This window comes from Bradyrhizobium sp. USDA 4510, assembly GCF_054059095.1.
Map to the genome: position 1 here is coordinate 7,857,699 of NZ_JBSSBT010000001.1, position 26,239 is coordinate 7,883,937.

25 protein-coding genes are annotated in these 26,239 nt (G+C 65.5%); 15 read left to right on the plus strand and 10 right to left on the minus strand.

Features of this window, described 5'->3' with window-relative positions:
* Nucleotides 1-23: 23 nt before the first annotated feature.
* Nucleotides 24-683, minus strand: coding sequence for an arylesterase (locus ACVMDN_RS36490; protein WP_076834707.1), 660 nt, complete (start codon nucleotides 681-683; stop codon nucleotides 24-26).
* A 55-nt stretch (nucleotides 684-738) separates the two neighbouring features.
* Between ACVMDN_RS36490 and ACVMDN_RS36495 the strand changes: the two genes are divergently transcribed.
* The 3 genes from ACVMDN_RS36495 to ACVMDN_RS36505 all read left to right on the plus strand — a co-directional run bounded on the left by ACVMDN_RS36495 (nucleotide 739) and on the right by ACVMDN_RS36505 (nucleotide 5,051).
* On the plus strand, nucleotides 739-1,458 hold the full coding sequence (locus ACVMDN_RS36495) for an ABC transporter ATP-binding protein (protein WP_028336302.1): 720 nt from the start codon (nucleotides 739-741) through the stop codon (nucleotides 1,456-1,458).
* On the plus strand, nucleotides 1,455-4,025 hold the full coding sequence (locus tag ACVMDN_RS36500) for an ABC transporter permease (protein WP_076834632.1): 2,571 nt from the start codon (nucleotides 1,455-1,457) through the stop codon (nucleotides 4,023-4,025). The genes ACVMDN_RS36495 and ACVMDN_RS36500 overlap by 4 nt, the downstream gene beginning before the upstream one ends.
* Nucleotides 4,026-4,259: 234 nt before the next feature.
* Complete coding sequence (locus ACVMDN_RS36505) at nucleotides 4,260-5,051, plus strand: Bax inhibitor-1/YccA family protein (protein ID WP_021078796.1); 792 nt, start codon at nucleotides 4,260-4,262, stop codon at nucleotides 5,049-5,051.
* Nucleotides 5,052-5,272: 221 nt separating this feature from the next.
* On the opposite strand, the gene ACVMDN_RS36510 is transcribed toward ACVMDN_RS36505, so the two are convergent.
* From ACVMDN_RS36510 to acnA, 3 genes are all read right to left on the minus strand, one after another.
* On the minus strand, nucleotides 5,273-5,644 hold the full coding sequence (locus ACVMDN_RS36510; protein ID WP_028340822.1) for a DUF2794 domain-containing protein: 372 nt from the start codon (nucleotides 5,642-5,644) through the stop codon (nucleotides 5,273-5,275).
* A 527-nt stretch (nucleotides 5,645-6,171) separates the two neighbouring features.
* A complete protein-coding gene (locus ACVMDN_RS36515; protein WP_057020930.1) occupies nucleotides 6,172-6,933 on the minus strand; it encodes a DUF1223 domain-containing protein in 762 nt (253 codons plus the stop codon).
* A 226-nt stretch (nucleotides 6,934-7,159) separates the two neighbouring features.
* Nucleotides 7,160-9,880: an aconitate hydratase AcnA gene (gene acnA / locus ACVMDN_RS36520; RefSeq protein WP_076834633.1), complete on the minus strand. Its 2,721-nt coding sequence runs from the start codon at nucleotides 9,878-9,880 to the stop codon at nucleotides 7,160-7,162.
* 240 nt (nucleotides 9,881-10,120) lie between these two features.
* Here acnA and ccmA point away from each other — a divergent pair, with 240 nt between their 5' ends.
* The 5 genes from ccmA to ACVMDN_RS36545 all read left to right on the plus strand — a co-directional run bounded on the left by ccmA (nucleotide 10,121) and on the right by ACVMDN_RS36545 (nucleotide 13,026).
* Entirely contained in the window at nucleotides 10,121-10,723 is a 603-nt protein-coding gene (gene ccmA, locus ACVMDN_RS36525; protein WP_076834635.1) for a heme ABC exporter ATP-binding protein CcmA, read from the plus strand.
* Nucleotides 10,720-11,388 carry a heme exporter protein CcmB gene (gene ccmB / locus ACVMDN_RS36530; RefSeq protein ID WP_076834637.1) on the plus strand — a complete coding sequence of 223 codons (669 nt, stop codon included), beginning with the start codon at nucleotides 10,720-10,722 and terminating at the stop codon, nucleotides 11,386-11,388. The genes ccmA and ccmB overlap by 4 nt, the downstream gene beginning before the upstream one ends.
* Before the next feature lie 75 nt (nucleotides 11,389-11,463).
* Nucleotides 11,464-12,252, plus strand: coding sequence for a heme ABC transporter permease (locus ACVMDN_RS36535; protein ID WP_076834639.1), 789 nt, complete (start codon nucleotides 11,464-11,466; stop codon nucleotides 12,250-12,252).
* A 4-nt stretch (nucleotides 12,253-12,256) separates the two neighbouring features.
* Nucleotides 12,257-12,436: a heme exporter protein CcmD gene (ccmD, locus tag ACVMDN_RS36540; RefSeq protein ID WP_057020935.1), complete on the plus strand. Its 180-nt coding sequence runs from the start codon at nucleotides 12,257-12,259 to the stop codon at nucleotides 12,434-12,436.
* Nucleotides 12,433-13,026: a DsbE family thiol:disulfide interchange protein gene (locus tag ACVMDN_RS36545; protein ID WP_057020936.1), complete on the plus strand. Its 594-nt coding sequence runs from the start codon at nucleotides 12,433-12,435 to the stop codon at nucleotides 13,024-13,026. Before ccmD ends, ACVMDN_RS36545 begins: the two co-directional genes overlap by 4 nt.
* Before the next feature lie 180 nt (nucleotides 13,027-13,206).
* Here ACVMDN_RS36545 and ACVMDN_RS36550 read toward each other — a convergent pair whose 3' ends face one another.
* Both ACVMDN_RS36550 and ftsY read right to left on the minus strand, forming a co-directional pair.
* Nucleotides 13,207-13,809 (minus strand): septation protein A, encoded by a 603-nt coding sequence (locus tag ACVMDN_RS36550; protein WP_057020937.1) that lies wholly within the window; start codon nucleotides 13,807-13,809, stop codon nucleotides 13,207-13,209.
* An 82-nt stretch (nucleotides 13,810-13,891) separates the two neighbouring features.
* On the minus strand, nucleotides 13,892-14,839 hold the full coding sequence (ftsY, locus tag ACVMDN_RS36555; protein WP_038384709.1) for a signal recognition particle-docking protein FtsY: 948 nt from the start codon (nucleotides 14,837-14,839) through the stop codon (nucleotides 13,892-13,894).
* Nucleotides 14,840-14,888: 49 nt separating this feature from the next.
* Between ftsY and ACVMDN_RS36560 the strand changes: the two genes are divergently transcribed.
* Both ACVMDN_RS36560 and ACVMDN_RS36565 read left to right on the plus strand, forming a co-directional pair.
* Nucleotides 14,889-15,590: an RluA family pseudouridine synthase gene (locus ACVMDN_RS36560; RefSeq protein ID WP_057020938.1), complete on the plus strand. Its 702-nt coding sequence runs from the start codon at nucleotides 14,889-14,891 to the stop codon at nucleotides 15,588-15,590.
* A gap of 204 nt (nucleotides 15,591-15,794) precedes the next feature.
* Nucleotides 15,795-16,934, plus strand: coding sequence for a DUF2336 domain-containing protein (locus ACVMDN_RS36565; RefSeq protein ID WP_076834640.1), 1,140 nt, complete (start codon nucleotides 15,795-15,797; stop codon nucleotides 16,932-16,934).
* A gap of 260 nt (nucleotides 16,935-17,194) precedes the next feature.
* Here ACVMDN_RS36565 and mtaB read toward each other — a convergent pair whose 3' ends face one another.
* Both mtaB and dapF read right to left on the minus strand, forming a co-directional pair.
* Nucleotides 17,195-18,469, minus strand: a complete 1,275-nt coding sequence (mtaB, locus tag ACVMDN_RS36570; RefSeq protein WP_076834642.1) for a tRNA (N(6)-L-threonylcarbamoyladenosine(37)-C(2))-methylthiotransferase MtaB — start codon at nucleotides 18,467-18,469, stop codon at nucleotides 17,195-17,197.
* An 18-nt stretch (nucleotides 18,470-18,487) separates the two neighbouring features.
* Nucleotides 18,488-19,375, minus strand: a complete 888-nt coding sequence (dapF, locus tag ACVMDN_RS36575) for a diaminopimelate epimerase (RefSeq protein WP_076834644.1) — start codon at nucleotides 19,373-19,375, stop codon at nucleotides 18,488-18,490.
* Nucleotides 19,376-19,558: 183 nt separating this feature from the next.
* Between dapF and ACVMDN_RS36580 the strand changes: the two genes are divergently transcribed.
* Together ACVMDN_RS36580 and ACVMDN_RS36585 are read left to right on the plus strand one after the other, a co-directional pair.
* Nucleotides 19,559-20,263, plus strand: a complete 705-nt coding sequence (locus ACVMDN_RS36580) for a GyrI-like domain-containing protein (protein WP_057020941.1) — start codon at nucleotides 19,559-19,561, stop codon at nucleotides 20,261-20,263.
* 5 nt (nucleotides 20,264-20,268) lie between these two features.
* Nucleotides 20,269-21,009: an SIMPL domain-containing protein gene (locus ACVMDN_RS36585; RefSeq protein ID WP_076834709.1), complete on the plus strand. Its 741-nt coding sequence runs from the start codon at nucleotides 20,269-20,271 to the stop codon at nucleotides 21,007-21,009.
* 145 nt (nucleotides 21,010-21,154) lie between these two features.
* Here ACVMDN_RS36585 and ACVMDN_RS36590 read toward each other — a convergent pair whose 3' ends face one another.
* Complete coding sequence (locus tag ACVMDN_RS36590; protein WP_076834648.1) at nucleotides 21,155-22,219, minus strand: MBL fold metallo-hydrolase; 1,065 nt, start codon at nucleotides 22,217-22,219, stop codon at nucleotides 21,155-21,157.
* A gap of 426 nt (nucleotides 22,220-22,645) precedes the next feature.
* Between ACVMDN_RS36590 and ffh the strand changes: the two genes are divergently transcribed.
* The 3 genes from ffh (at nucleotide 22,646) to rimM (ending at nucleotide 25,151) form a co-directional block, all read left to right on the plus strand.
* The gene (ffh, locus tag ACVMDN_RS36595) at nucleotides 22,646-24,193 is read left to right on the plus strand and encodes a signal recognition particle protein (RefSeq protein WP_018269389.1); all 1,548 of its coding nucleotides are present in this window, start codon (nucleotides 22,646-22,648) and stop codon (nucleotides 24,191-24,193) included.
* 85 nt (nucleotides 24,194-24,278) lie between these two features.
* Nucleotides 24,279-24,611, plus strand: a complete 333-nt coding sequence (rpsP, locus tag ACVMDN_RS36600; protein ID WP_016847621.1) for a 30S ribosomal protein S16 — start codon at nucleotides 24,279-24,281, stop codon at nucleotides 24,609-24,611.
* A gap of 18 nt (nucleotides 24,612-24,629) precedes the next feature.
* Nucleotides 24,630-25,151 carry a ribosome maturation factor RimM gene (gene rimM / locus ACVMDN_RS36605; protein ID WP_076834650.1) on the plus strand — a complete coding sequence of 174 codons (522 nt, stop codon included), beginning with the start codon at nucleotides 24,630-24,632 and terminating at the stop codon, nucleotides 25,149-25,151.
* A gap of 13 nt (nucleotides 25,152-25,164) precedes the next feature.
* Here the strand turns inward: rimM and gcvA are convergent, their stop codons facing one another.
* The gene (gene gcvA / locus ACVMDN_RS36610; protein ID WP_057020944.1) at nucleotides 25,165-26,076 is read right to left on the minus strand and encodes a transcriptional regulator GcvA; all 912 of its coding nucleotides are present in this window, start codon (nucleotides 26,074-26,076) and stop codon (nucleotides 25,165-25,167) included.
* Nucleotides 26,077-26,239: the final 163 nt, after the last annotated feature.

The following is a 26,239-nucleotide window of genomic DNA, read 5'->3' on the forward strand; positions in this document are numbered from 1 at the left end:
CGGCACGGCTCACTGCCTGCGCTTCAACTGCGTTGCCCTGATATTGCGCCGAGAAATGCCTCCACTGTGGGCAGGATATTTTTCACAACGATGTCCACACCTGCTGCCGTCGGATGCATGCCGTCGGCCTGGTTGAGTTTCGCGTCGGCGGCAACCCCATCGAGGAAGAACGGATAGAGCGGCACGCCAAGGGTCTTCGAGAGATCCGGATAGATCGCGTTGAACTTCGCTGCATACTCACTGCCATAGTTCGGTGGCGCGAGCATGCCGCACAAGAGCACGGCGATCTTGCGCGCCTGCAACTTTGTGATGATGTCGGAGAGCGCGGCACGCGTGACGGCGGGATCGATGCCGCGCAAGGCATCGTTGGCGCCAAGCTCGACAATCACGGCATCGGTTCCATCAGGCACCGACCAGTCGAGTCGCTCGCGGCCGCCCGAGGCGGTGTCGCCGGACACCCCGGCATTGCTCATCTCGACCTTTATCCCCTTGGCTTCCAACGCCTTTTGCAGCCGGATCGGGAATGCCGCCGGGCCTGGGAGGCCGTACCCGGCGCTCAGGGAATCGCCCAGAACCACCATCTTGATCGGCTTCGCCGGGCCCTTCTCCGGGCCATTCTCCAGCCTTGGCGTCTGCGCGCTGGCCGCCGTCATCAAGCCCATAAGCAACACGAGTATGTGCACGAAGATTCTCAACCGGCCCTCGACCGCAGACGCGGAAGTGCCATATGACCGAACCATGGACAGTCTCATCGAATCCTCTTCACTGACCGACGTCGAGCCGGACACCATTGCCGTCAGGAACGTCAATCTCTCGCTCGGCACCGGCGCGGCACGGGTCCATATCCTCAAAGATATCAGCCTTCGTGTGGCAGCGGGTGAGGCCATCGGCCTGATCGGCCCGTCGGGCTCGGGCAAGTCGACCTTGCTGATGGTAATGGCGGGGCTCGAACGTCCTGACAGTGGAGAAGTGGTCGTCAACGGCACCTCGTTCAATGCCCTCGACGAAGATGCGCTGGCGCGCTTCCGCGGCCGCCAGGTCGGCATCGTCTTCCAGTCATTCCATCTGATCCCGACCATGACGGCGCTGGAGAACGTGGCGGTGCCGCTCGAGCTCGCCGGCAATCCCGATGCCGCTGCGCGCGCCGCGCAGGAGCTGCAATCGGTCGGGCTCGGCGAGCGGCTGCATCATTATCCGACGCAACTCTCCGGCGGCGAGCAGCAGCGCGTCGCGATCGCGCGCGCGCTCGCGCCCGATCCCGCGATCCTCGTTGCCGACGAGCCGACCGGGAATCTCGACGAGACGACAGGCAAGCAGATCGTCGACCTGCTGTTCACCAAGCACGCCGAGCGCGGCATGACGCTGGTGCTGGTGACGCACGATCTCGCGCTCGCGCAGCGCTGCGACCGCGTCGTGCGGCTGCGCTCCGGCCGCATCGACGGACAATCCACGACATGAGCATCGCGTCCGAAGCCGCGGTGCAGGGCCGCGCGTCGTCGCTTGCCTTCCGTTATGCGCTGCGCGAATTGCGCGGCGGCCTGCGCGGCTTCTACGTGTTCATCGCCTGCATCGCGCTCGGCGTGATGGCGATTGCCGGCGTCGGCTCGGTCGCCGCGAGCCTTGGCGACGGCCTGTCCCGCGAGGGACGTACGCTGCTCGGCGGCGACGTCGCATTCTCGCTGATCTCGCGCGAGGCCAAACCCAACGAGGTCGCCTATCTGCGCACGCGCGGCGAGGTTTCGATCGCGGCCACGCTGCGCGCGATGGCCCGCAGCAATGACGGCAAGCTGGCGCTGGTCGAGCTGAAGGCCGTCGACGGCAAATATCCGATGCTCGGCGAGCTGACGCTCGAGCCGAACATGCCGGTCGCCGATCTGCTTGCCGAACGCGACGGCGTCTACGGCGCGGCCGCCGATTCGACGTTGCTGGCGCGGCTCGACCTGAAGCTCGGTGACCGCGTCACCATCGGCAGTGCGACCTACCAGATCCGCAGCGTGGTGGTGGCCGAGCCCGACAAGCTTGCCGGCGGCGTCGGCCTCGGGCCGCGCTTCCTGGTCAGCGAAGCCAGCCTGCACGCCACCGACCTGCTGCAACCGGGCAGCCTGGTGCGCTGGATCTACCGCGTGAAGCTGCCTGACGGCGCCAACGACGATCGCGCCACCACCGCGCTGATCGACGGCGCGCGGACCGCCGCGCCGGAGGCCGGCTGGGAGCTCCGCAGCCGCAGCAATGCCTCGCCGCAGCTCGAGCGCACCATCAACCGCTTCACCCAGTTCCTGACCCTGGTCGGCCTCGCGGCGCTACTGGTCGGCGGTGTCGGCGTCGCCAACGCGGTGAAGAGCCATATCGACCGGCGCCGCGACGTCATCGCTTCGTTCAAGGCGCTCGGCGCCACCGGCCGCGACGTCTTCACGATCTACTGCACGCAGGTGGTGGTGCTGGCCGGGATCGGCTCGGCGATCGGGCTCGTGCTCGGCGCCGCGCTCCCCTTCGTCATCGTCGGCCTGTTCGGCAAGCTGCTGCCGCTGCCGGTAGTGCCCGCGCTGCATCCCGACGAGCTCGCGCTGTCCTTCCTCTACGGCCAGCTCACCGCGCTGGCGTTCGGGCTGTGGCCACTCGGCCGGGTGCATGACGTGCCGGTCGCGGCGCTGTTCCGCGAGACCGTCGCCAGCGAGTGGCATCGCCCGCGCTGGAGCTATCTGGCGCTGATGGCCGTGGTGATCGCGCTCCTGATCGGAGTCGCGATCGGGCTTGCCTATGACAAGCGGGTCGCTGCCGTGTTCGTCGCCTCGTCGATCGCGGTGTTCCTGCTGCTGCGCGGAATCGCCGAGCTCCTGATGGCGGTGGCGCGGCGGCTGCCGCGCAGCCGCATGACCATGCTGCGGCTCGCGATCGCCAACATCCACCGGCCGGGCGCGCTGACGCCGTCGGTGGTGCTGTCGCTGGGGCTCGGGCTGGCGGTGCTCGTCACCATCACCCAGATCGACGGCAATCTGCGCCGGCAATTCCTGGCCGCCCTGCCGGAGCGGGCGCCGTCGTTCTTCTTCATCGACATCCCCTCCACCGAGGCCGACCGCTTCAATGCCTTCCTGGCGAAGGTCGCCGCCGGCTCGACCGTCGAGGATGTACCGATGCTGCGCGGACGGATCGTGGCCGCGCGCGGCGTCAAGGCCGACCAGCTCAAGCCGTCGGTCGATTCGGAGTGGGTGCTGCAGAGCGACCGGGGCCTGACCTACACCGGCGAAATTCCCAAGGGCTCGAAGATCGTCGAGGGCGAATGGTGGGGGCCGGACTACAGCGGGCCGCCGCTGGTCTCGATGGAGAAGAAGATCGCCGACGGCCTGTCGTTGAAGATCGGCGACGAGATCGTCGTCAACGTGCTCGGACGCGACGTGCCGGCGAAAATCGCCAACCTGCGCAACATCGACTGGCAGGGCCTCGGCATCAATTTCGTGCTGGTGTTCTCGCCGAATGCCTTCAGGGGTGCGCCGCACAGCCATGTCGCGACCCTGACGGAACCACACGCCGATTCCGCCGACGACGCGCGCATCATCAAGCAGGTCGCCGACGCGTTCCCGATGGTGACCAGCGTGCGGGTCCGCGAGGCGCTGGAGACGGTCGGCAGCGTGGTCAGCAATCTGGTGCTGGCGATCCGCGGCGCCAGCGCCGTGACGCTGATCTCCGCGATCCTGGTGCTCGGCGGCGCGCTCGCCGCCGGACACCGCCACCGCGTCTATGACGCCGTGATTCTCAAGACGCTCGGCGCCACGCGGGTGCGACTGCTCGGCGCCTACGCGCTGGAGTATCTGATGATCGGTTTTGCAACCGCGGTGTTCGGGGTGATCGCCGGCTCGATCGCGGCCTGGCTGATCGTGACTAGGCTGATGACGCTGAGTTTTATCTGGCAGGCCGGCAGCGCCGCGCTGGTCGTGGTCGCCGCGCTGGTCGTCACGGTCGGACTGGGGCTCGCCGGGACGCTGCTCGCGCTAAACCAGAAGCCGGCCTCAGTGTTGCGGAATTTGTGACAAAATGTAGCGGCGCGAGCGCCGTTTTTGCCTATGATGCTAGGGCAGAGCGACATTCGGCCGCGCGTGGAAGCTTGCGTCGGATGTGTTAATTTCCCACATACCAATCGGGTCGGATAGTCGGTTTGAATGACACGGAATTAATGTTCCGCAAACCGAGCCATCTGAGATAGATTTACGACCGGCGCCGCAAATCCCTTGCGCTCCACCGGGACCAACCACGGGAATTCGACCATGTCGGACCTAGACCGCAACTACGCTTCTCCTTTCGGCCGGGCCGCCGGGCGCATTGACGCTGCGGCCGTCGACGCCGGTCTGCGCGCCTACATGCTGCGCATCTACAACTACATGAGCATCGGCCTGGCCATCACCGGCCTCGCCGCGCTCGGCGTCTACATGGGTGCGGTGACGACCGACCAGTCGGCCGCCGTCGCCAAGTTCGGCAACGCCTATCTGACGCAGTTCGGCTACGCGATGTTCGTGAGCCCGCTGAAGTGGCTGTTCATCCTCGCCCCTCTGGCGATGGTGTTCGTCATCTCGGCCGGCATCAACCGCCTGCAGCCCGCGACCGCCCAACTCCTGTTCTGGGTGTTCTCGGCGCTGATGGGTCTGTCGCTGTCGTCGATCTTCCTGGTGTACACGCACACCTCGATCGTGCGCGTGTTCTTCATCACCGCGGCAACGTTCGGTGCGCTGAGCCTCTACGGCTACACCACCAAGCGTGACATGAGCGGCATGGGCTCGTTCCTGTTCATGGGTCTGATCGGCATCATCATCGCGAGCCTGGTCAACCTGTTCCTGGCGAGCTCGGCGCTGCAGTTCATCGTGTCGGTGGTCGGCGTGCTGGTGTTCGCGGGCCTCACCGCCTGGGACACCCAGCGGCTGAAGAACGACTACATCTACGGCTACGCCTCGCAGGGTGGCGTGATGGCAGAGCGTGCGGCAATCACTGGTGCGCTGTCGCTCTACCTGAACTTCATCAACCTGTTCACGCTGCTCCTGCAGCTGCTCGGCCAGCGCGACTAAGCGCCTCGAGCGAGCCGATCAAATCCAAGCCCCGGCCATTCCGCCGGGGCTTTTCTTTTGGGCGAGGCGAGATGTGATGTAGCCCGGATGAAGCGCAAGCGAAATCCGGGACAGGCTCATCCGCGGCTTCAACGGCCCCGGATTGAGCGGAGCCTGCCATCGAGCGCGTTCGCGCGGCCCGTTGGCTCCATCCGGGCTGCAAGCAGACTGACCTGACGCGCTTAGACCAGCGACAGCTTGCGGTCGATCACGAACAGCACGCGTTCGAGTTCATGGCCGCGGCGCAGGATCAGGCCGGTCGCGGAAATCACGCTGTACATGCCCTGCTTGCGCGCAAGCCGGGGGTCCTTCTCGATCCGGTAGATCGGCACTTCCGACGCGCGCCGGAACACCGAGAACACGGCCCGATCCTTCAGGAAGTCGATCGCATAATCGCGCCACTCGCCGTCGGCGACCATGCGGCCGTAGAGATTGAGAATGCGGTTGAGTTCAAGTCGATTGAAAGTCACGCGATTGGGCTGAGGGGTCGCGGCGGCGGTGCGCGCCGCGGCACGACTCCCGCTCGGATCAGTGTCCTCCGAGATCAAACTCATCGAGCGCCTCCTGTCACCTCGGTGGCGATCGGGTTCCGAAGGCCCCTCTTCGGGATCGTCACGAGAGTGACATGATCGCGCTAAGCGCGCGGGCCCGCAAGGGGCCAATCGCAATGCAACCGGGCCTTAACCACCGCCGCGCGCGGCGGATTGTCCGAAAAACCGCAGAGTCACGGGAACGTTAGCGGAATCATATTGCTGCCCCACTTCCGCCCATCGCCCGCCCCGCTGCCCTGCGAAAAGGAAACCCTGCGTTGGCCCGGTCCTTTCGGTTCCGGATTCCTCAGCCCCCAGCCCCCCGGGGCCGTCGGGATCGGGCCTGTTCGCAGGGGAGTCAAATCCCAACACTGGGCCAACGAAAGTTGGTCCTTTTTGTTTTGGGGCCTGCGCAAGCGAGACGCGCGCGCCAAGCACCGGCGCCTTCCTTTCGGCAGATCACTGAATGCAGGTTTGTCGCCATGCGGCTGCACGAAAACATGCGTGCGACCGGCGGAAGCCAGCGCATCGCGCCTTACCGCAGCGAGGCGCTAGTGAAGTGAGGTGAAGGCAGCGCCGAGCATCGGGCCCGGCTTGTCGCGGTTGCCGTCCTGGACGTACACCGCCGCAGCATCGACACCGTCACGCGTGATGTTCTCCAGCGGCACGGTCCAGCTCCCGGACGAACCGTTCCAGTCACCGACCTTGAGGAGATTGCGCACGACGTTGTGGTAGGTGATCTCGCGGCCGCGGTTCTCGCCGCGCGCGATCGAGATCGGCACCGACTTCGAGATCGAGCAGATCCAGACCTCGCCGCGCGACACGGCCGGCGACTTCGATGCGGCGACCGACACGTTGATCTGCTTTCCGCTCAGCGTCATCGTCACGGGCACCGACATCACGCTGCCGCTCCTTTCGGTGTCCTTGATGGCGTCCTCGATACTGGCGCGATCGCTGCCGATCACATGCGCGGAGCCATTGATCACGGCTTGCGGCGTGTAGACGTCGCGGTCGCCGCGAACATGCGAATAGGCCTTCTGGCGCGCGCTGAAACGGGAATCGGCCAGCGTGTCCTTCCAGCCGAGATAGTCCCAATAGTCGATCGGCATGCTCAGCGCGATGACGTTGGGGTCCTTCGCGAGGTCACCGATGATCTTGTCCGCGGGCGGACAGGACGAGCATCCCTGCGAGGTGAAGAGTTCGACGACGGCACGCGGATCGGCGTGGGCGGGGCGGATGATCGCGACGATTGCGCAGATACCAAGGGCGCTGGACCATCGCGAGATACAGTTATAGGCCATCATCGCTGTCATACTGCGAACCAGTCGTGATGATTTCCATCCGTAATTGTACGGAGCATGAAGTCTGTCCCTGAACTTGCGTGCCCCAAAACGCGAGAAAGCGGCCTTTTCATAGGCCGCCTTCTTTTTAGCCGCTACTCACTAAGCAGTGAGGCACCGATCACAAATCCGCGTTGGAGCATGGTCCGGAAAAGTGTGAAACGGTTTTCCGGACAGACCATGCTCAAACAAAGGGGCCTTAGGCCGCGAGTTTGCGCAGCACATAATGCAGGATGCCGCCGTTGCGATAGTAGTCGAGCTCGTCCAGCGTATCGATCCGGCAGAGCAGCGGGACATCCTTTTTGCCGCCGTCAGCGGAGACGATCTCGGCCGTTAGCGTCTGGCGCGGCTTCAGGTCGCCCTGCAGCCCGCGGATCGTGACCTTCTCGTCGCCCTTGAGGCCGAGCGAGGACCACGACGTGCCGTCCTGGAAGGTGAGCGGAAGCACACCCATGCCGACCAGGTTGGAGCGATGGATGCGCTCGAAGCTCTGGCAGATCACCGCGCGCACGCCGAGCAGGCGCGTGCCCTTTGCGGCCCAGTCGCGCGACGAGCCGTTGCCGTATTCGGCGCCGGCGAACACCACCAGCGGCACGCTCTCCTGCTGGTACTTCATCGCGGCGTCGTAGATCGACATCTGCTCGCCGTCGGGCCAGTGCTTGGTCAAACCGCCTTCCGGAATATTGCCGTCGGCACCCTTCAGCATGAAGTTCTTGATGCGGATGTTGGCGAAGGTGCCGCGCATCATCACTTCATGGTTGCCGCGCCTCGTGCCGTACTGGTTGAAGTCGGCGGGACGCACCTGGTGCTCGCTGAGGAACTTGCCGGCGGGTGAGGTCAGCTTGATCGAACCGGCCGGCGAGATGTGGTCGGTGGTGATCTTGTCGCCGAACATCGCGAGGATCCGCGCGTCGACCACGTCGGTGACCGGATCCGGCTGCTTCTTCATGCCCTCGAAATAGGGCGGGTTCTGCACATAGGTCGAGCTCATGTTCCAGCGATAGGTCTCGCTTTCCGTGGTCTTGATCTTGCGCCAGTTGGTATCGCCCTTGAACACGTCGGCGTACTTCTTCTTGAAGATCGTCGCGGTGACGTACTTCTTCATGAAGGCGTTGATCTCCTTGGCGGTCGGCCAAATGTCCTTGAGGAACACCGGCTTGCCGTCCTTGCCGATGCCGAGCGGCTCGACCGCGAGATCCTTGGTCACGGTGCCGGCGATCGCATGCGCGACGACGAGCGGCGGCGAGGCGAGGTAGTTCGCCTGCACGTCGGGCGAGACGCGGCCTTCGAAGTTGCGGTTGCCCGACAGCACGGCGGCGGCGACGATGCCGTTTTCGTTGATTGACTTCGAGATGTCTTCCGGCAGCGGGCCGGAATTGCCGATGCAGGTCGTGCAGCCGAAGCCGACGAGGTTGAAGCCGACCTTGTCGAGATCGGCCTGCAGGCCAGAATTGGCGAGATACTCCGCCACCACCTGGCTGCCCGGCGCGAGCGAGGTCTTCACCCACGGCTTGGCCTTGAGGCCCTTGGCGGCCGCCTTGCGCGCCAGCAGGCCGGCGCCGATCAGCACGCTCGGATTGGAGGTGTTGGTGCAGGAGGTGATCGCCGCGATCACGACGTCGCCATGGCCGAGATCGAAGTCACGGCCCTCGACCGCATAACGCTTCTGCTCGCCCTCGGGCTTCTTGTATTCGCCGACCAGCGCGGTCGCGAAACCGGTCGACACCGCCGGCAGCGCGATGCGGCCTTCGGGGCGCTTCGGCCCGGCCATCGACGGCACGACGTCGCCGAGGTCGAGCGTCAGCGTGGTAGTGAACACCGGGTCAGTCGACTTGGCGGTGCGGAACAGGCCCTGCGCCTTGGCGTAGGACTGCACCAGCTTGACGCGATCGGCCTTGCGGCCCGAGGTCTTCAGGTAATCGATGGTCGCGGCGTCGACCGGGAAGAAGCCGCAGGTCGCGCCATATTCGGGCGCCATGTTGCCGATGGTCGCCTTGTCCGCGACCGAGAGATAGTCGAGGCCCGGGCCGAAGAATTCAACGAACTTGCCGACCACGCCGAGCTTGCGCAGCATCTGGGTGACGGTCAGCACGAGGTCGGTCGCGGTGACGCCTTCCTTGAGCTGGCCCTTGAGCTTGAAGCCGACCACTTCGGGCAGCAGCATCGACAGCGGCTGGCCGAGCATGCAGGCCTCCGCCTCGATGCCGCCCACGCCCCAGCCGAGCACAGCGAGGCCGTTGACCATCGTGGTGTGCGAGTCGGTGCCGACCAGCGAGTCGGGATAGGCGACCTCGAAGGTGCCGGTCTTCCGGCCGACCGTCATCTTCTCCTTCTTGGTCCACACCGTCTGCGCGAGATATTCGAGGTTGACCTGGTGGCAGATGCCGGTGCCGGGCGGCACCACCGAGAAGTTCGAGAACGCCTTCTGGCCCCACTTCAGGAACTCGTAGCGCTCCTGGTTCTGCTTGTATTCCTCGGTGACGTTCTTCGCGAACGCCTTGTTGTCACCGAAGAAGTTGACGATCACCGAGTGGTCGATGACGAGATCGACCGGCACCAGCGGGTTGATCTTCTCGGCATCGCCGCCGAGGTTCTGCATCGCGTTGCGCATCGCCGCGAGGTCGACCACGGCCGGGACGCCGGTGAAATCCTGCATCAGGACGCGCGCCGGGCGGAACGCGATTTCGTGCTCGAGCTGGCGCTTCTTCAGCCACTTCGACACCGCAACGATGTCTTCCTTCTTGACGGTGCGGCCGTCCTCGTTGCGCAGCAGGTTCTCCAGCAGAACCTTCATCGAATACGGCAGCTTCGAAATCCCCTTCAGTCCGTTCTTCTCTGCCTGGGGCAGGCTGTAATAGACGTAGGACTTGCCGCCGACCTTCAGGGTCTTGCGGCATTTGAAGCTGTCGAGCGAGGTCATGCGAGGAATCCCAATTCTCAGTTATACCCGGCAAGGGTAACTAAACACCGGCGATCGACACTGGCCAAGGGATGGCCTGGGGTGGGTTGCGGCCGCCGACTGTGTGTGCTGCATCAAGTTCCGGGCTTATAGAACCTTTCTAGAAGCGCCGCCACACCGACAAGCGTGCGACAGCGTTGCGCGACCCAAAAATTCTCACGCGGTAGCGAAAGATTTCAGAGGGCTGTGACAAGACGAACCATGCGGCTCTCGGGACGAAATCTGAAATGCGTGCGCGGCGGACGCGAGGTGTTTTCCGGCCTCGATCTGTCGGCCACGTCAGGCGAGGCACTCGCCATCACCGGCCCCAATGGCGCCGGCAAGACCTCGCTGCTGCGCGTCCTCGCCGGGCTATTGGTTCCCGCCGAGGGTGTGGTCGCGCTCGAAGGCGGCGACGCCGAGCTCAGCCTGCCTGAGCAGGCCCACTATCTCGGCCACCGCGACGCCCTGAAGCCGGCGCTGAGCGTTGCGGAAAATCTGTCCTTCTGGCGGGAATTTCTCGGCGGCGAGACCAAGGATGCCGGGCAGTGCCTTGCCGCCGTGGCGCTCGACCACGCCGCGCACCTGCCGGCGGCCTATCTTTCCGCCGGCCAGCGCCGCCGCCTGTCGATCGCGCGCCTGCTCTCGGTGCGGCGGCTGGTGTGGCTGCTGGACGAGCCGACATCGGCGCTCGACGCGGCCGGACAGGCGCTGTTCGTCGGGCTGATGCGTGACCATCTCGCACAGGGCGGCCTGATCGTCGCGGCGACGCACCTGCCGCTCGGCATCGACGCGCGCGATCTGCGGATGGGAGGCGCGGCATGAGCGCGCTTGGCGCCTTGATCCGGCGCGACATCCGCATCGCGCTGCGCGTCGGCGGCGGCGCGCTGATCGGCGTGCTGTTCTTCCTCACCGTCACGGTGCTGATGCCGTTCGCGGTGGGCCCGGATCTCGCGCTGCTGTCGCGGCTCGGCCCCGCCATCCTCTGGCTCGGCGCGTTGCTGGCGAGCCTGCTCACGCTCGACCGCCTGTTCACGGCCGACCACGAGGACGGCTCGCTCGACCTCATCGTGATGAGCCGGACGCCGCTGGAACTCGCCTGCGCCGCCAAGGCGCTGGCGCACTGGATCGCCGCCGGCCTGCCGCTGATCATCGCAACCCCGGTGCTCGGCCTGCTGCTCAATCTCGACGGCACCGCGACGCTCGCGGTCGCCGCAACGCTGCTGGCGGGAACACCGGCGCTGACCTTCACCGGCATGATCGGCGCGGCCCTGGCGGTGACGCTGCATCGCGGCGGGCTATTGCTGGCGGTGCTGGTGCTGCCGCTGTCGATCCCGGTGCTGATCTTCGGGGTTGCGGCCTCGCAGGCGGCGATATCGGGCCCCCCGCCCTTTGGAACACCATTCTCGATCCTCTGCGCGCTGTCACTTGCCAGCCTCGTGATCGGCCCCTTTGCCGCCGCCGCGAGCCTGCGGCACGGGCTGGACTGAAATGAGCCCGATCAAATCTCGCCGGGAGGAGATCGGCCGATTGCCTGCGACACATCGGACGATTATCAGGGTGCCATGACGCTGACCGACCTCGCCAATCCGACCAAGTTTCTGGCGCTGACCGCGCGCATGCTGCCGTGGCTCGCGGGCGTGACCGCTATCCTGCTCGCGATCGGGCTCTACCAGTCGGCGATGGCGCCCGACGACTACCAGCAGGGCGCGACGGTCAAGATCATGTTCATCCACGTGCCGAATGCGTGGCTGTCGATGTTCGTCTGGGGCGTCATGAGCGTGGCCGCGCTCGGCACCCTCGTGTGGCGGCATCCGCTCGCCGACGTCGCCGCGAAAGCCGCAGCTCCGATCGGCGCCGCCTTCACCTTGCTTGCGCTCGTCACCGGCTCGCTGTGGGGCCGGCCGATGTGGGGCACCTATTGGGAGTGGGATGCACGCCTGACCTCGGTCTTGATCCTGTTCCTGATGTATCTCGGCCTGATGGCGCTGTGGCGCGCGGTGGAGGACCCGTCGCGTGCGGCGCGGGCGGCGGCGGTGCTCACGCTGGTAGGCGCGATCAACATCCCGATCATCAAGTTCTCGGTCGACTGGTGGAACACGCTGCATCAGCCGGCCTCGGTGTTTCGCGCGGGCGGGCCGACGCTCGACAAGGCGTTCCTGTGGCCGCTGCTGGTGATGGCGATCGCGTTCTCGCTGCTGTTCATCACCTTGCACCTAGCGGCGATGCGCAACGAGATCCTGCGCCGGCGCGTTCGCAGCCTGCAGATGATGCAGGCGAGCCGCGTCTCGTTCACGAGCGAGGTGGGCGGCGGTTCGCAGGCAACCGCGTCAAACGAAATTGGAGCGGCGTGATACGATGGCGCTTGGTCCCTACGCCTCCTTTATCGTGACCTCCTATGCGCTGGTCGCGGCGGTCGTGCTGCTGCTGATCGTCTGGATCATCGCCGACTATCGCCGGCAACAGGCGCGCCTCAGGGAGATCGAGGCCAGCGGCGTGACGCGCCGCTCGGGCCGCAGCGCGGCGGATATAAGATGAGCGATCAGGCGACCAACAGCCCGCCGCAAGCCCGCCGCCTGCTGGTGGTGCTGCCGCTGCTGATCTTCCTCGGCCTTGCCGGGCTGTTCCTGCTGCGGCTCTATGGTGGCGATCCCTCGAAAATCCCGTCGGCGCTGATCGGCCGGCCGGCGCCGCAGACCGCGCTGCCCGCGCTCGACGGCCTGGTGCGGGACGGCGCGCCTGTCCCCGGTCTCGATCCCGCCGCCTTCAAGGGCAAGGTCTCGGTCGTCAATGTCTGGGCGTCGTGGTGCGTGCCTTGTCACGACGAGGCGCCGCTGCTGACCGAGCTCGGCAAGGACAAGCGCTTCCAGATCATCGGCATCAACTACAAGGACTCGCCCGAGAATGCCCGGCGCTTCCTCGGCCGCTACGGCAATCCGTTCGGCATCGTCGGCGTCGACGGCAACGGCCGCGCCTCGATCGAATGGGGCGTCTATGGCGTGCCCGAGACCTTCCTGGTCGGGCGCGAGGGCACCATCGTCTACAAGCTGGTCGGCCCGGTGACTCCGGACAACGTCAACCGCGTGCTCAAGGCCGAGATCGAGAAGGCGCTCGCGGCGGGCAGTTGATAGCCGTTACTTGCGCTCACCTCTCCCCGTCCTTTACGGCGAGGGGCTTTGGACGGTGTTTGTAATAAACTCCGAGCCTATCCGTGGAGAGACCCTCACCCCACCCTCTCCCCGCATCCGCCTTCGCCCGAAGGCGGGCTTCGGCGGACAAGAGAGCGGGGCGAGGGAGCAGAGTGCTGATCACCCCTTCCGCACGTCGCCCGCGTCGGCCTCACTCGCCTCCAGCGAGACCGGCTCAAGGTGATAGCGCTTGGTCAGCGGCATCTGGGCGATGGCGAAGATCATGGTCAGCGGCGTCACGCCGAACACCTTGAAGTTCACCCAGAAATCCGTGGTCTGCGTGCGCCAGACAAGCTCGTTGAGCACCGCCATGCCGGCGAAGAACAGCGCCCAGCGCAGGGTGAGGATGCGCCAGCCCTGCGGCGTCAGGTTGAACACCTGGTCGAACATGATGGCGATGAAGGACCGGCCGAACAACAGCCCGCCGCCGAGCACGGCCGCGAACAGCCCGTAGATGATGGTCGGCTTGACCTTGATGAAGGTCTCGTCGTGCAGCACCAGCGTCAGCGTGCCGAACACCAAGACGATCGCGCCGGTCACCAGCGCCATGATCGGCACGTGCCTGGTCACCACATAGGATGCGATCATCGCGGCCACGATCGCCACCATGAACGCGCCGGTCGCGACGAACAGATGGTACTTGGCGTTGGCGATAAAGAACACGAGCAGTGGCCCGAGTTCGGTCGCCAGCTTGAACAGCGGATGCGGCTGGGTCTTGTCCATCAACTCTCTACTTTGATTTGAGGCATGACCCGATCCGAAAACCGGTGTCCACTTTGCGCTAACGCGGCCCTTCGGGTCGGGGTCATGCCTCGATTCCAGCAATTGCCTTGGCAAAATCCTTCGCCGCGAAGGGCGCGAGGTCCTCGACGCCTTCGCCGACGCCGATGAAATGCACCGGCAGCTTGTGCTTCTCCGACAGCGCGACAAGGATGCCGCCGCGCGCCGTGCCGTCAAGCTTGGTCATCACGAGCCCCGTGACGCCTGCCGTACGATGAAACGCCTCGACTTGCGACAACGCATTTTGTCCCACCGTGGCGTCGAGCACGAGCAGCACCGCGTGCGGCGCCGACGCATCGACCTTCCTGATGACGCGCACGACCTTTTCCAGCTCGTTCATCAGTTCGGACTTGTTCTGCAGGCGGCCGGCGGTGTCGATCAGCAGCACGTCGCGCTGCTGCTCCTTGGCCGCGGTCAGCGCGCTGAAGGCAAGGCTCGCCGAATCCGAGCCCTGGGCGCCTGATATGACCGGCGACTTGGTGCGCTCGCCCCAGACCTTGAGCTGCTCGATCGCCGCGGCGCGGAAGGTGTCGCCGGCGGCCAGCATGACCTTGCGGCCCTCGGCGGAGAATTTCGCGGCCAGCTTGCCGATCGTCGTGGTCTTGCCGGAGCCGTTGACGCCGACCACCAAGATGACGAACGGCTGCTTCGCGGTATCGATCTCGAGCGGCTTCGCCACCGGCGACAGCACCTTCTCGACCTCGGTCGCGACGACGTCCTTGACCTCGTCGGCCGAGATCGCCTTGTCGTAGCGCCCCTTGCCGACAGCCTCCGCAATGCGGACCGCGACATCGGTACCGAGATCGGCGCGCAGCAGCACATCCTCGATGTCATCGAGCATGGCCGAATCGAGCTTGCGCTTGGTGACGAGGTCGGCGACCGCGGTCCCGATCGAACTCGAGGTCCGCTTCAGGCCGCCCTTCAGCCGCTGCCACCAGCTCTGTTTTGGAGTTCCCGCAGTGGTATCGTTCATGGCGCGGACGTGTTAGCCGTTTCGGCCCATAAACGAAAGTCTCGACGAATTGATCGATGTTCCCCAACTAACCGCGGAAGAAATCCTGGGCCGGGTGCTCCACCGCGACGGCCTGATGCTGGTGATCGACAAGCCGGCCGGCCTGCCGGTGCATCGCGGTCCCAAGGGCGGCCCCAATCTGGAGGCCTCGTTCGAAGCGCTGCGGTTCGGCCTGCCGCGGCCGCCGGTGCTGGCGCATCGGCTGGACAAGGACACCTCGGGCTGCCTCGTCCTGGGACGTCACCGCAAGGCAACCGCCTCGCTCGGGCTGTTGTTCAAGCACAGCAAGATCTCGAAGACCTATTGGACCGTGGTCGAGGGCGGCCCTGCCGAGGATGAAGGCACCATCGACATGCCGCTCGGCCGGCTCAACGCCGAGCGCGGCTGGTGGCAGAAGCCGGACCCGGATGGCCAGAAGGCGATCACCAACTGGAAGGTGCTGGGGCGTGGCGATGGCCTCACCTGGCTCGCGATGGAGCCGGTCACCGGCCGCACCCATCAGCTGCGGGTGCATTCGGCGGCGATGGGCTGGCCGATCGTCGGCGACAATATCTATGGCAATGGTCCGCGCTTCGGTGAGCCGACCCTGCATCTGCATTCCCGCGAGATCGGCATCCCGATCTCCAGGAACAAGGACCCGGTGCATGTGGTCGCGCCGGCACCCGAACACATGCGGGAGCGGCTCAGGGCCTGCGGCTGGAACGGCGACTAAGCATGATCCGGAAAAGTGCGAAGCGGTTTTCCGAAAAGATTATGCTCAAACAAAGAGCTAAAGCGCGATGACGATCCAGCCCAACCTCATCGCGCTTTAGCCTCCGTGATTTTACGGACAATTATCCTTTACGGAACATTCAGGCCCATCCGCTAGTCCTGAAGGCAGCTTAGAAAAGCGCGCTGCGACGGCTCAGGACGAGCAATGCTGAATGATGGACAAGCAATTGTCGACGAGGTCGAGGCTGCGATACGCGCCGGCTCCGCCGATAAATGCCTGGCCACGGCAAGGCGCGTCACCGGCCTTTTCCTCGCATCCGCCGGCAAGTTCAACAGCGAACAGATCGAGCTGTTCGACAACGTGCTCGAGCGTCTGGTGAAGACCATCGAGTTGCGCGCGCTCGCCGACATCAGCGCCCGGATGGCGCTCACCGACATCAGCGAGCAGCTCGCACCGGTCGCCCAGGCACCGCCCGCGATCATTCGCCGTCTCGCCAGCAATGACGAGATCAGGATCGCGCGGCCGATCCTGCAGGAATCGTCGCGGCTCAGCGCGGACGATTTGGTCGAGATCGCACGGACCAAGAGCGAGCAGCATCTGCTCGCCGTCGCCGGCCGCTGGTGGCTAAAGGAGGTCGTCACTGACGCGCTTCTGGCGCGTCGCTTTGCGAGCGTGAGCCACCGCCTGGTCACCAATCCCGGCGCCAAAGTATCGCCGGGCGGATTTGCCGTCATCCTCGCGCAGGCCGAGCACGATCCGGTGCTTGCGGTCGAGACCGGCATTCGCGCCGACCTGCAGTCGGAGCTCCGCCTTCAGCTCCTGCGCCGCGCGACGGAAGAGGTTCGCGGCCGTCTGCTGGAACGCGCCCCGCCCTATCTGTTCGAAGAAATCCGGCATGCGATCGCAGCGGTCGCCGCCGGCGTCGAGCGCGACATGTCGCAAGTCCGCGACTTCACCGCGGCCAAGCACCACGTCGCGAAGCTGAAGGACGACGGCGAGCTCAACGAAGCCTCACTGCTCGGTTTCGCCAGGCAGCGAAAATATGAAGAGACCATCGTTGCGCTGGCGTATCTTGCGCAGTCGAACATCGAGGTGATCCGCTCCCTGATGCAAAGCCTGCGCAGTGAGGGCCTGCTGGTGCCGTGCCGGGCGGCAGGCCTGAGTTGGGATACCGCCGCCGCGGTGATGGAATGTCGCTATACCACCGGCTCCATGGGACCGGTCGAGCTCGCCCGTGCGAAGAGCCAGTTCACGAAATTGACCCGCGAAAACGCCGATCGCCTGCTGCGGTTCTGGCAGGTTCGCGCGTCGCAGCCGGCAAGGCTGGGCGGGCGCACGCACTGAGTGCGTCATGCACGATGCGCATGTAGAGATTCAACCTGTCAAATAGCTGGTTCAGTATCATCACATGCGAAATGCAGGTGATCCGCTGCTCCGGACGCGCCATGCGCGGCTCCCCACATTCGTCGTCGTGGCGAAAGCCTGGACCCATAACCACCGCATTCTGTGACCGTGCGAGATCGCGGCCCCAGCGTCGCGCAGCAATTGAGATCTGGGGTAATGGGCCCCGGCCTGCGCCGGGAGAACAATGGGAGCGAACTTTCTCAGCGGCCCGATGCAATGAGCCGCGCACCGTCATGGCCGCGGATAGTCATCGCGCGTACCATGCCCGGCACATCTCTCTCGATCGCGACCGGCAGGAAGTGCTCGGTGCGGCCTTGCCGCTCGCTCTCGGTCAGCACCTCGCGCATCGCGCCGACTTCCGCGTCAAGCCGGCGCAGCAGCGCGGCTTCGCCTGCCGCGCGCAGCCGCCTGGCGCGCTCCTTGATCGCGCCGCCATCGACCTGCGGCATCCGTGCGGCGGGCGTTCCGGGGCGCTTCGAATAGGGAAACACGTGCAGGAAGGTAAGATCGCATTCCGCGACCAGATCGAGCGAACGCGCGAACATCGCTTCAGACTCGGTCGGGAAGCCCGCGATGATGTCGGCGCCGAGAGCGATGTCCGGCCGCAGCCGGCGGACCTGCGCACAGAAATCGATCGCGTCCTTTCGTGAATGCCGGCGCTTCATCCGCTTCAGGATCATGTCGTCGCCGGACTGCAACGACAGATGCAGATGCGGCATCAGCCGCGCATCGTCGGCGATGACATCGAGCAGGTCGCGATCCGCCTCGATCGAATCGATCGACGAGATGCGCAGCCGCTTCAGCTCGGGCACATGGCGCAGGATCTGCCGGGTCAACTGGCCGAGTTTTGGCGCGCCCGGCAGGTCGGCGCCATAGCTCGTGAGATCGACGCCGGTCAGCACGATCTCGGCATGGCCGCGCTCGACCAGCGCGCGGACCTGATCGACCACCGCGCCCATCGGCACCGAGCGCGAATTGCCGCGGCCGTAGGGGATGATGCAGAAGGTGCAGCGATGATCGCAGCCGTTCTGCACCTGCACGAATACGCGAGGCAGGCCGCGCTCGAAGCCGCCGAGCAGATGCGGCGCCATCTCGGTCACCGCCATGATGTCGGCGACCGCGACCTTTTCGCTCGCATCGATGCCGAACGGCGCCTCGAATGCTGAACGTGTCACGCGCCACGCCTCGCCGCGCATCTTCTCGTCATTGCCGACGACGCGATCGACCTCGGCCATCTCGGCGAACATCTGGCTTTGCGTCTGCGCCGCACAACCGGTGACGACGATGCGCGCATGCGGGCGTTGGCGTTTCAACTTGCGGATCGACTGCCGCGCCTGCGCCACCGCCTCGTTGGTGACGGCGCAACTGTTGATGACGATGGCATCGGTAAGCCCGGCCTGCTCCGCCTCGCGCCTGATCACCTCGGATTCAAATGAATTGAGGCGGCAGCCAAAGGTGACGACATCGACGCCCATAACCGATCTCACGCCCGATCAAGCGACGCTGGCGAATAGCGCCGGATCGAAGCGGCCCTCATATTCGAAATCGGCGGTGCCGGTCATCAGCACGTGATCGTCGCGCTCGCGCCACTCGATGCCGAGCTTGCCGCCGGGCAGCGTGATCTCGACGCTGCGATTGGCACGCTTCAGCCGCGCCGCCGCAACCGCCGTCGCGCAGGCCGCCGAGCCGCACGCTTTGGTGAGACCGGCGCCGCGCTCCCAGGTGCGGATCGTGATGTGGTCGCGATCGACGATATGGGCGAGGGTGATGTTGGCGCGCTCCGGAAAGATCGGGTGGTGTTCCAAAAGCGGCCCGAAACGTTCGAGGTCGTAGGCATTGACGTCGTCGACCCAGAAGATCGCATGCGGATTGCCCATCGAGACCACCGAGGGCGAATGCAAGACCGGATTGTCGATCGGCCCGACCTGCAGCTCGATGTAGCGGGTGTCGCGAAACTCCTCAGCCAGCGGAATGTCCTGCCAGCCGAACTTCGGCGCGCCCATGTCGACGGTATAGAGATCGGGCGCCGGCCCCTGCCAGCAATTGAGCAGGCCGGCGCGGGTCTGGAACGTCGCTGATGTCTGGCCGGTCTTCTCGAAAATCCGCCGCACCACGCAGCGCATGCCGTTGCCGCAGGCCCCGGCCTCCGAGCCGTCATTGTTGTAGATCGAGATGAACGCTTCGGTGCCGTCGAGCCGCGGCGGCTGCAGCACCATCAGCTGGTCATAGGGCACGCCGCCCGCCGGCGAAGCCACGGCGCGCGCCTCCGCTGCCGACACCTGTGCCCGACCTTGTACCGCTGAATCGCGCAGGTCGACGACGACGATCTCGTTGCCGATGCCGTTCATCTTGGCGAATGCGTGATTGGCGAGCGCGCTCATCGATTTTCCCAAATTCTGCCCGGTTATATGGCGAGTGGTGGCCAGTTAGCCAGCCTGAATGGCCCCATGACACATCTGTCATGGGACGAATGCAGAACTTGCGTGTTAGGAATATCGCACCTCGCGGACCGCGCGCCGGGACAGATCGAGCGGCCGTTCGAGGCAGGGGATGGAGAAAAACCAATGAACCGTATCAACACGCTCCGCGCGGCCCTGGTCGCGCTGCTGCCCTTGGCCGCGATCGCACTGGCAAGCCCGGCCCCTGCCCAGTCGCCGTCAGCCTCGCCCGCTCCCGCAGCGAGCCCGACCCCTGCCCCTGCACCGTCGGCGACACCGGTGCCCCCGCCGGCCGAGACCAAGTCGCCGGCCGACAGCCCGGCCGCAGCGCAGACCCCGGCGCCGGCGCCGGCCGCCCCGGTGCAGACCGCCGATCCCTTCGGCGAGCCGTTCACGCTGGAGCCGAAAAAGGTCGTGATGCTGAAGGGCACGGCCAATTGGGATTCCGCCTTCGACGCCCTGATCGAGGCGTTCAAGCAGCTCACCGCGCTGCTCGACAAGGACGGCGTCAAGGCATCGGGCAATCCGATGATCGTCTACACCTCGACCGACGACACCGGCTTCACCTTCATCGCCGAGATCCCGGTCGATCAGGACGTCAAGAACCTCGGCAAGAACATGAGCATGGGCAATTCGCCCGACGGCAAGGCGCTGAAGTTCGTCCATCGCGGTTCCTACGACAACATGGACAACACCTATGAGGCGATCACCAACCACCTCGACGACAAGAAGCTCGAAGCCAAGGACACCTTTATCGAGGAATACATCACCGATCCGCTGAAGACCGCGGAGGACAAGCTTGTGATCAACGTCTACGTACCCCTGAAGTGAGCCAGATGACCCATCGCCTACCGCTTGGCCTCCCCGTTGGCCTCTCCTTCGCCGCCACCCTGATCGCGACCACGCTGCTGGCTGCGCCCGTACTGGCGAATGACGACTTTCCGCCGGCGGTTTCGGTCACCGGCGAGGCGACCTTGTCGGCGCCGCCCGACCAGGCGCAGCTCGACGCCGGCGTCACCACCGACGCCAAGACCGCACGCGAAGCCGCCGAAGCCAACAATGTGACGATGGGCAAGGTGCTGGCCGCGCTGAAGGGCGCCGGGATCGCGGAGAAGGACTTTCAGACCTCGCGGCTGTCGCTGCAGCCGCAATTCGCCAATCGTGGGCCGTCGTCGCCGAACGCCCCGCCCAGCATCGTCGGCTACCATGCGAGCAATCGCGTCACGATCAGGCTGCACGATGTAAGCAAGGTCGCCAGCGTCATCGACGTGCTGGTCGGCGCCGGCGCCAACGATATCGGCGGGCTCAATTTCTCGGTGTCGCAGGCCTCGAAGCTGCTCGACGAGGCGCGCGAAAAGGCGATCGCCGACGCCCGCCGCAAGGCCGAGATCTACGCCAAGGCCGCCGGCGTCACGCTCGGCGCACCCGTGAATATTGCGGAGGTCGGCTCGGCGCCGGTCCCGGTGTTCCGTCCCAAGATGGCGACGGCAGGCTTCGCCGCGCCGACGCCGGTGGCGCAAGGCGAGGAAACACTGACGGTCAATGTCAGCGTCTCCTGGGCGATCAAGGAGAAGTAATTCAAGGCAGCCAATTGACGTCGTCCCGGCGAAGGCCGGGACCCATTACCACCGAGTTTAGTTGTGAACGGAATCGTGGCCCCAGCGTCGCGCAACAATTAATATTTGGGGTAATGGGTCCCGGCCTTCGCCGGGACGACAGCATTTAGATTTCGAACACCTGCCCGGGCTTCAACGCGACAAACTTCCCGCGCGGCACCTTGGCGGCGTCGAGCGCTTCGCCAAGCGCGATCGCGGGCGCGTCGATCGCCTCGTCGGTCAACTGGAATGTGCCGTGGTGATGCGCCAGCGCCTGGGCGGCGCCACAATCGGCCAGCGCCTTCACCGCATCCTCCGGGTTCATGTGCTGGTCGCGCATGAACCAGCGCGGCTCATAGGCGCCGATCGGCAGGATCGCGAGCCGCAACGGTCCATGCGCCTCGGCCACCCGGCGGAAATGTCCCCCGTCGCCGTAGCCGGAATCGCCGACGATGTAGAGCTTGCCGGCCGGCGTCTCCAAAACAAAACTCGCCCACAGCGCCTTGTTGCGATCGAACAGGCCGCGCGCCGACCAGTGCCGCGTCGGCACCAGTGTCGCGGCAAGGCCATTGCCGAGCTCGGCGCGCTGATGCCAGTCGAACGCCTCGGCTTTGATCGCGGCATCGGACGTACGCATCGTGACGTCGTTGCCGAGCGGCGTGATCACGCGAGGACCAAATGCACCCGCAAGTTTCGACAGCGTCGCGACGTCGAGATGGTCGTAGTGGCCGTGCGACACCAGCACGACATCGATCCTGGGCAGTTTATCGAATGCGATGCCGGGATCGTTGTGCCGCTTCGGCCCGGCGAAGCTGAACGGCGAGGCCCGCATCGACCACACCGGATCGAACAGGATGTTGAGGCCCGCGGTCTGGATCAGCCAGCTGGCATGACCGACGAAACAGAGCCGCACCTTGTCGCCCTCGACGCGGGGCGGCGGCGTATCGGCATGGGGGCTCGGCGCCCATTCCGGCCAGACTGCGCGCTTCCGGCCGCCCCCGAACTGCCAGCGCAGCACCTCACCAAGCGATTTCGGCGGCGAGCCGTCCGGATCGAAGAAGTGCAGGCCGTCGAAATGATCGGACACGGGGCCGTCGTAGGTTTTCATGGTCGTCATCCAGATCGAGGGCACACCGATCGCTGCGGCGGCTCCGGTCAAGGTTGCGAGAAGGCGGCGGCGGGTGATCAGCACGCGGGTTCCGGAATAGGAGGCAGGCTCCGGTTATATGGGTGGCAGCGGCGAATTCGGAACCAATAGGGCAAATCGACGTGATTTCAGTACCTTACTGTCCAGACTGAGCGGATTTCAGCGAAACTTTCCTTGACTTTGCCGCCCCGGCAGCGTTTAACCCGGCCACTTTCTCGGAAAGCTCCGTCTTTTCGACCCGCCGACTGGTCCTGGAGGCCAGAGGCCAACGCCCGACAGCGCGATGCGCCCTCGGGCGCGAAAGTGTTTGGATTTCCTTCTCCCTCGCCCCGCTCTTGCGGGGAGAGGGTCGGGGTGAGGAGCTCTCTCCGCGCACTGTGCGTGTGGATAGCCCTGTACCCCCTCACCCGCCGCGCAAATGCGCGGCGACCTCTCCCCGCAGGCGGGGAGAGGTAAAAGAGGACAACGGCATTGTTCGACAATCTGTCGGAACGGCTTGGTGGCATTCTCGATCGTCTGACGGGGCGCGGTGCGCTGACCGAAAAGGACGTCGATGCCGCAATGCGCGAGGTGCGCCGCGCGCTGCTCGAGGCCGACGTCGCGCTCGAGGTGGTCCGTAGCTTCATCGACCGGGTCCGCGAGCAGGCGATCGGCGCCACCGTCGTCAAGTCGGTGACGCCGGGCCAGATGGTGGTGAAGATCGTCCATGACGAGCTCGTCGCCACGCTCGGCTCCGACGGCCAGACCATCGATATCAACTCCGTGCCGCCGGTGCCGATCATGATGGTCGGTCTGCAAGGCTCCGGTAAGACCACCACCACCGCAAAGCTCGCGCGCCGCATGGTCCAGCGCGACAAGCGCAAGGTGCTGATGGCCTCGCTCGACGTCTACCGCCCGGCGGCGATGGAACAGCTCGCGGTGCTCGGCCGCGACCTCGACATTCCGACGCTGCCGATCGTCGCCGGCCAGATGCCGCCGCAGATCGCAAGGCGCGCGTTGGAGGCCGGCAAGCTCGGCGGCTACGACGTCGTGCTGCTCGACACCGCCGGCCGCACCACGCTCGACGAAGACATGATGAAGGAGGCGGCCGAGATCAAAGCCGCCGCCAACCCGCACGAAGTGCTGCTGGTCGCGGATAGCCTCACCGGCCAGGACGCGGTCAACCTCGCGCGCTCGTTCGACGAGCGCGTCGGCCTCACCGGCATCGTGCTGACGCGCGTTGACGGCGACGGCCGCGGCGGCGCCGCGCTGTCGATGCGCGCGGTCACCGGCAAGCCGATCAAGCTGATCGGCACCGGCGAAAAGACCGACGCGCTGGAAGACTTCCATCCGAACCGCATCGCCGGCCGCATCCTCGGCATGGGCGACGTGGTCTCGCTGGTCGAGAAGGCCGCCGCCAATATCGACGCCGAGAAGGCCGCGCGCACCGCCGAACGCATGCGCAAGGGTCAGTTCGACCTCAACGACATGCGCGAGCAGCTGCAGCAGATGGCGAATATGGGCGGCATCGGCGGCCTGATGGGCATGATGCCCGGCATCTCCAAGATGAAGAACCAGATCGCGGCGGCCGGCATCGACGACAAGATCCTGAAGCGCCAGGTCGCGATCATCGACTCGATGACGCGGCAGGAGCGCAAGAACCCGGACATCCTGAAGGCGAGCCGCAAGAAGCGCATCGCGGCAGGCGCTGGCCAGAGCGTCGAGCACGTCAACAAGCTGCTGAAGATGCACCGGAACATGGCCGACATGATGAAGGCCATGGGCAGCGGCAAACGCGGCCCGCTCGCCGGCATCGCGCAGGCGATGGGATTCGGCGGCGGCATGAAGCCGCCCTCGGCCGAGGAGATGAAGGCGCTCGCCGAGAAGATGCAGGGCGGCGCCGGCGGCGGCCTGCCCAATCTGCCGAAGGATTTGCCGGCCGGGCTGCGCGGCGGCTTGCCGAACGTGCCGGGCCTAACCGGCCTTTCCGGCAAGCCGATGCTGCCGGGCCTCGGCGGTTTCCCGGGCAAGAAGAAATGAGGAATTCGTCGCGACGGCTCGTATACGGCCGGCGCGACGCGGAATGCCAATCAATCGAACACATCGACCTTTGAAGGAGAACTGAATGTCCGTTGTTATCCGCCTCGCTCGCGCAGGCACCAAGAAGCGTCCCGTCTATCACGTCGTCGTCGCCGACTCGCGCTTCCCGCGCGATGGCCGCTTCATCGAGCGTCTCGGCCACTTCAACCCGTTGCTGCCGAAGGACAACGAGTCGCGCCTGAAGCTCGACATGGACAAGGTGAAGGCCTGGCTCGCCAAGGGCGCGCAGCCGTCGGATCGCGTGACCCGCTTCCTCGACGCCGCCGGCGTCAAGAAGCGCGCGCCGCGCAACAACCCGGAAAAGGCCGTGCCGCGCAAGGAGCGCAAGGCGCAGGCCGAAGCCGCCGCCAAGGCTTAAGGCTGAACGGCGACCACGGTGGCTGCACCGGTCTGTGTCGCCCGTATCGGCGCTGCGCATGGCGTGCGCGGCGCCGTCAGGCTTTGGACCTTCACCGAAGATCCGCTGGCCGTGAAGGACTACGGTCCGCTGATGACCAGGGACGGCACGCGCCAGTTCGAGGTCACGCATGTGCGTGAGGCCAAGGACCATCTGGTGGTGACGCTGAAGGGCGTCGCCAGCCGCGATGATGCCGAACGGCTCAACGGGCTCGAGCTCTACGTTCCGCGCGACCGGCTGCCGGACACCGACGACGGCGAATACTACCACACCGATCTGATCGGGCTCGCCGCGGTGACGACGACGGAGCAGCCGCTCGGCAAGGTGATCGCGATCCATAATTTCGGCGCCGGCGACATCATCGAGATCGCCCCGCCGCAGGGCGCGACGATGCTGCTGCCGTTCACCAATGCCGTGGTGCCGACTGTCGATCTCGACGGCGGCCGCGTGGTGATCGACCTGCCCAAGGAAATCGACGGCGACGATCCGTCGGCGGCCTGATCGAAAATAATCTTCAACCCGTCATCCGGCCCTGCTGCTCGAGCCAGTCGCAGAACACCGCGCTGTGCGGATCGTTGCTGCGCCCCGCCGGGAAGTAAGCGAAGTAGCTCCGCGCCGGCAGGCTGACATCCGGAAACGGCGTCACCAGGCGCCCGGCCGCGAGATCGTCCGCGATCAGCGCGGTCGGTCCCATCGCGACGCCGAGACCATCGAGCGCGGCCTGGATCGTCAGATAGAAGTGATCGAAGGTCAGCGCGGCCGCCGGCTCCAGCGCGGATTGCCCGGCCTCGGTGAGCCAGTCGCGCCACAGCCGCGGCATCGACGTGACATGCAGCAGCGTGTGCCTGGAGAGGTCCGCGATCTCATTGAGCGGCAGCTGCCCCAATAGCGACGGACTGCATACCGGCAATCTCCGCTCCGACACCAGGAAGCGTGACGAGAAGCCGTGGAAGGTGTCGGGGCCACCGCGGATCACGACGTCGAATGATTCAGACAACGCATCCACCGGATCGTTCGACGTGCTCAAGCGTACCTCGATATCGGGATGCTCGGCGCGAAACCGGCTCATCCGCGGCAGCAGCCAGCGCAGGCTGAAGGTCGCGAGTGCATTGACGCGCAACACCGCGACCGCCAGATCGCCGCGCCGCTCGCGATGCTGCTGCACGGCGGCGGAAATCCGGTCGAGCGCGGGCGCGAACTCTGCCAGCAATGCCGCGCCTGCCGGCGTCAGCACCACGCGCCGCACCGATCGCCGAAACAGCGACGGCGCGCCCAGCCATTCCTCGAGCAGGCGGATCTGCTGACTGACCGCGCCATGGGTCACGCTGAGCTCGGCGGCGGCTTCCTTGAAGCTGCCTAGCCGTGCGGCGGCCTCGAAGGCACGCACCGCATTGAGCGGCGGCAGGCTGCGGCGTGGGACGAACATGATCCCTCAATACAAGATTTTCTAACGTATGATCCGATTATTACTGATTTGTGACAAGCGCCTTGGCGGCGCATGCTGCCATGCAAGCTCCTTGTATAGCTTTCTTTTCTGAGGTCCCCTCCTGGTGCTCGCCCGCGCAATCTTTAGATTTTCTTGCATTGGA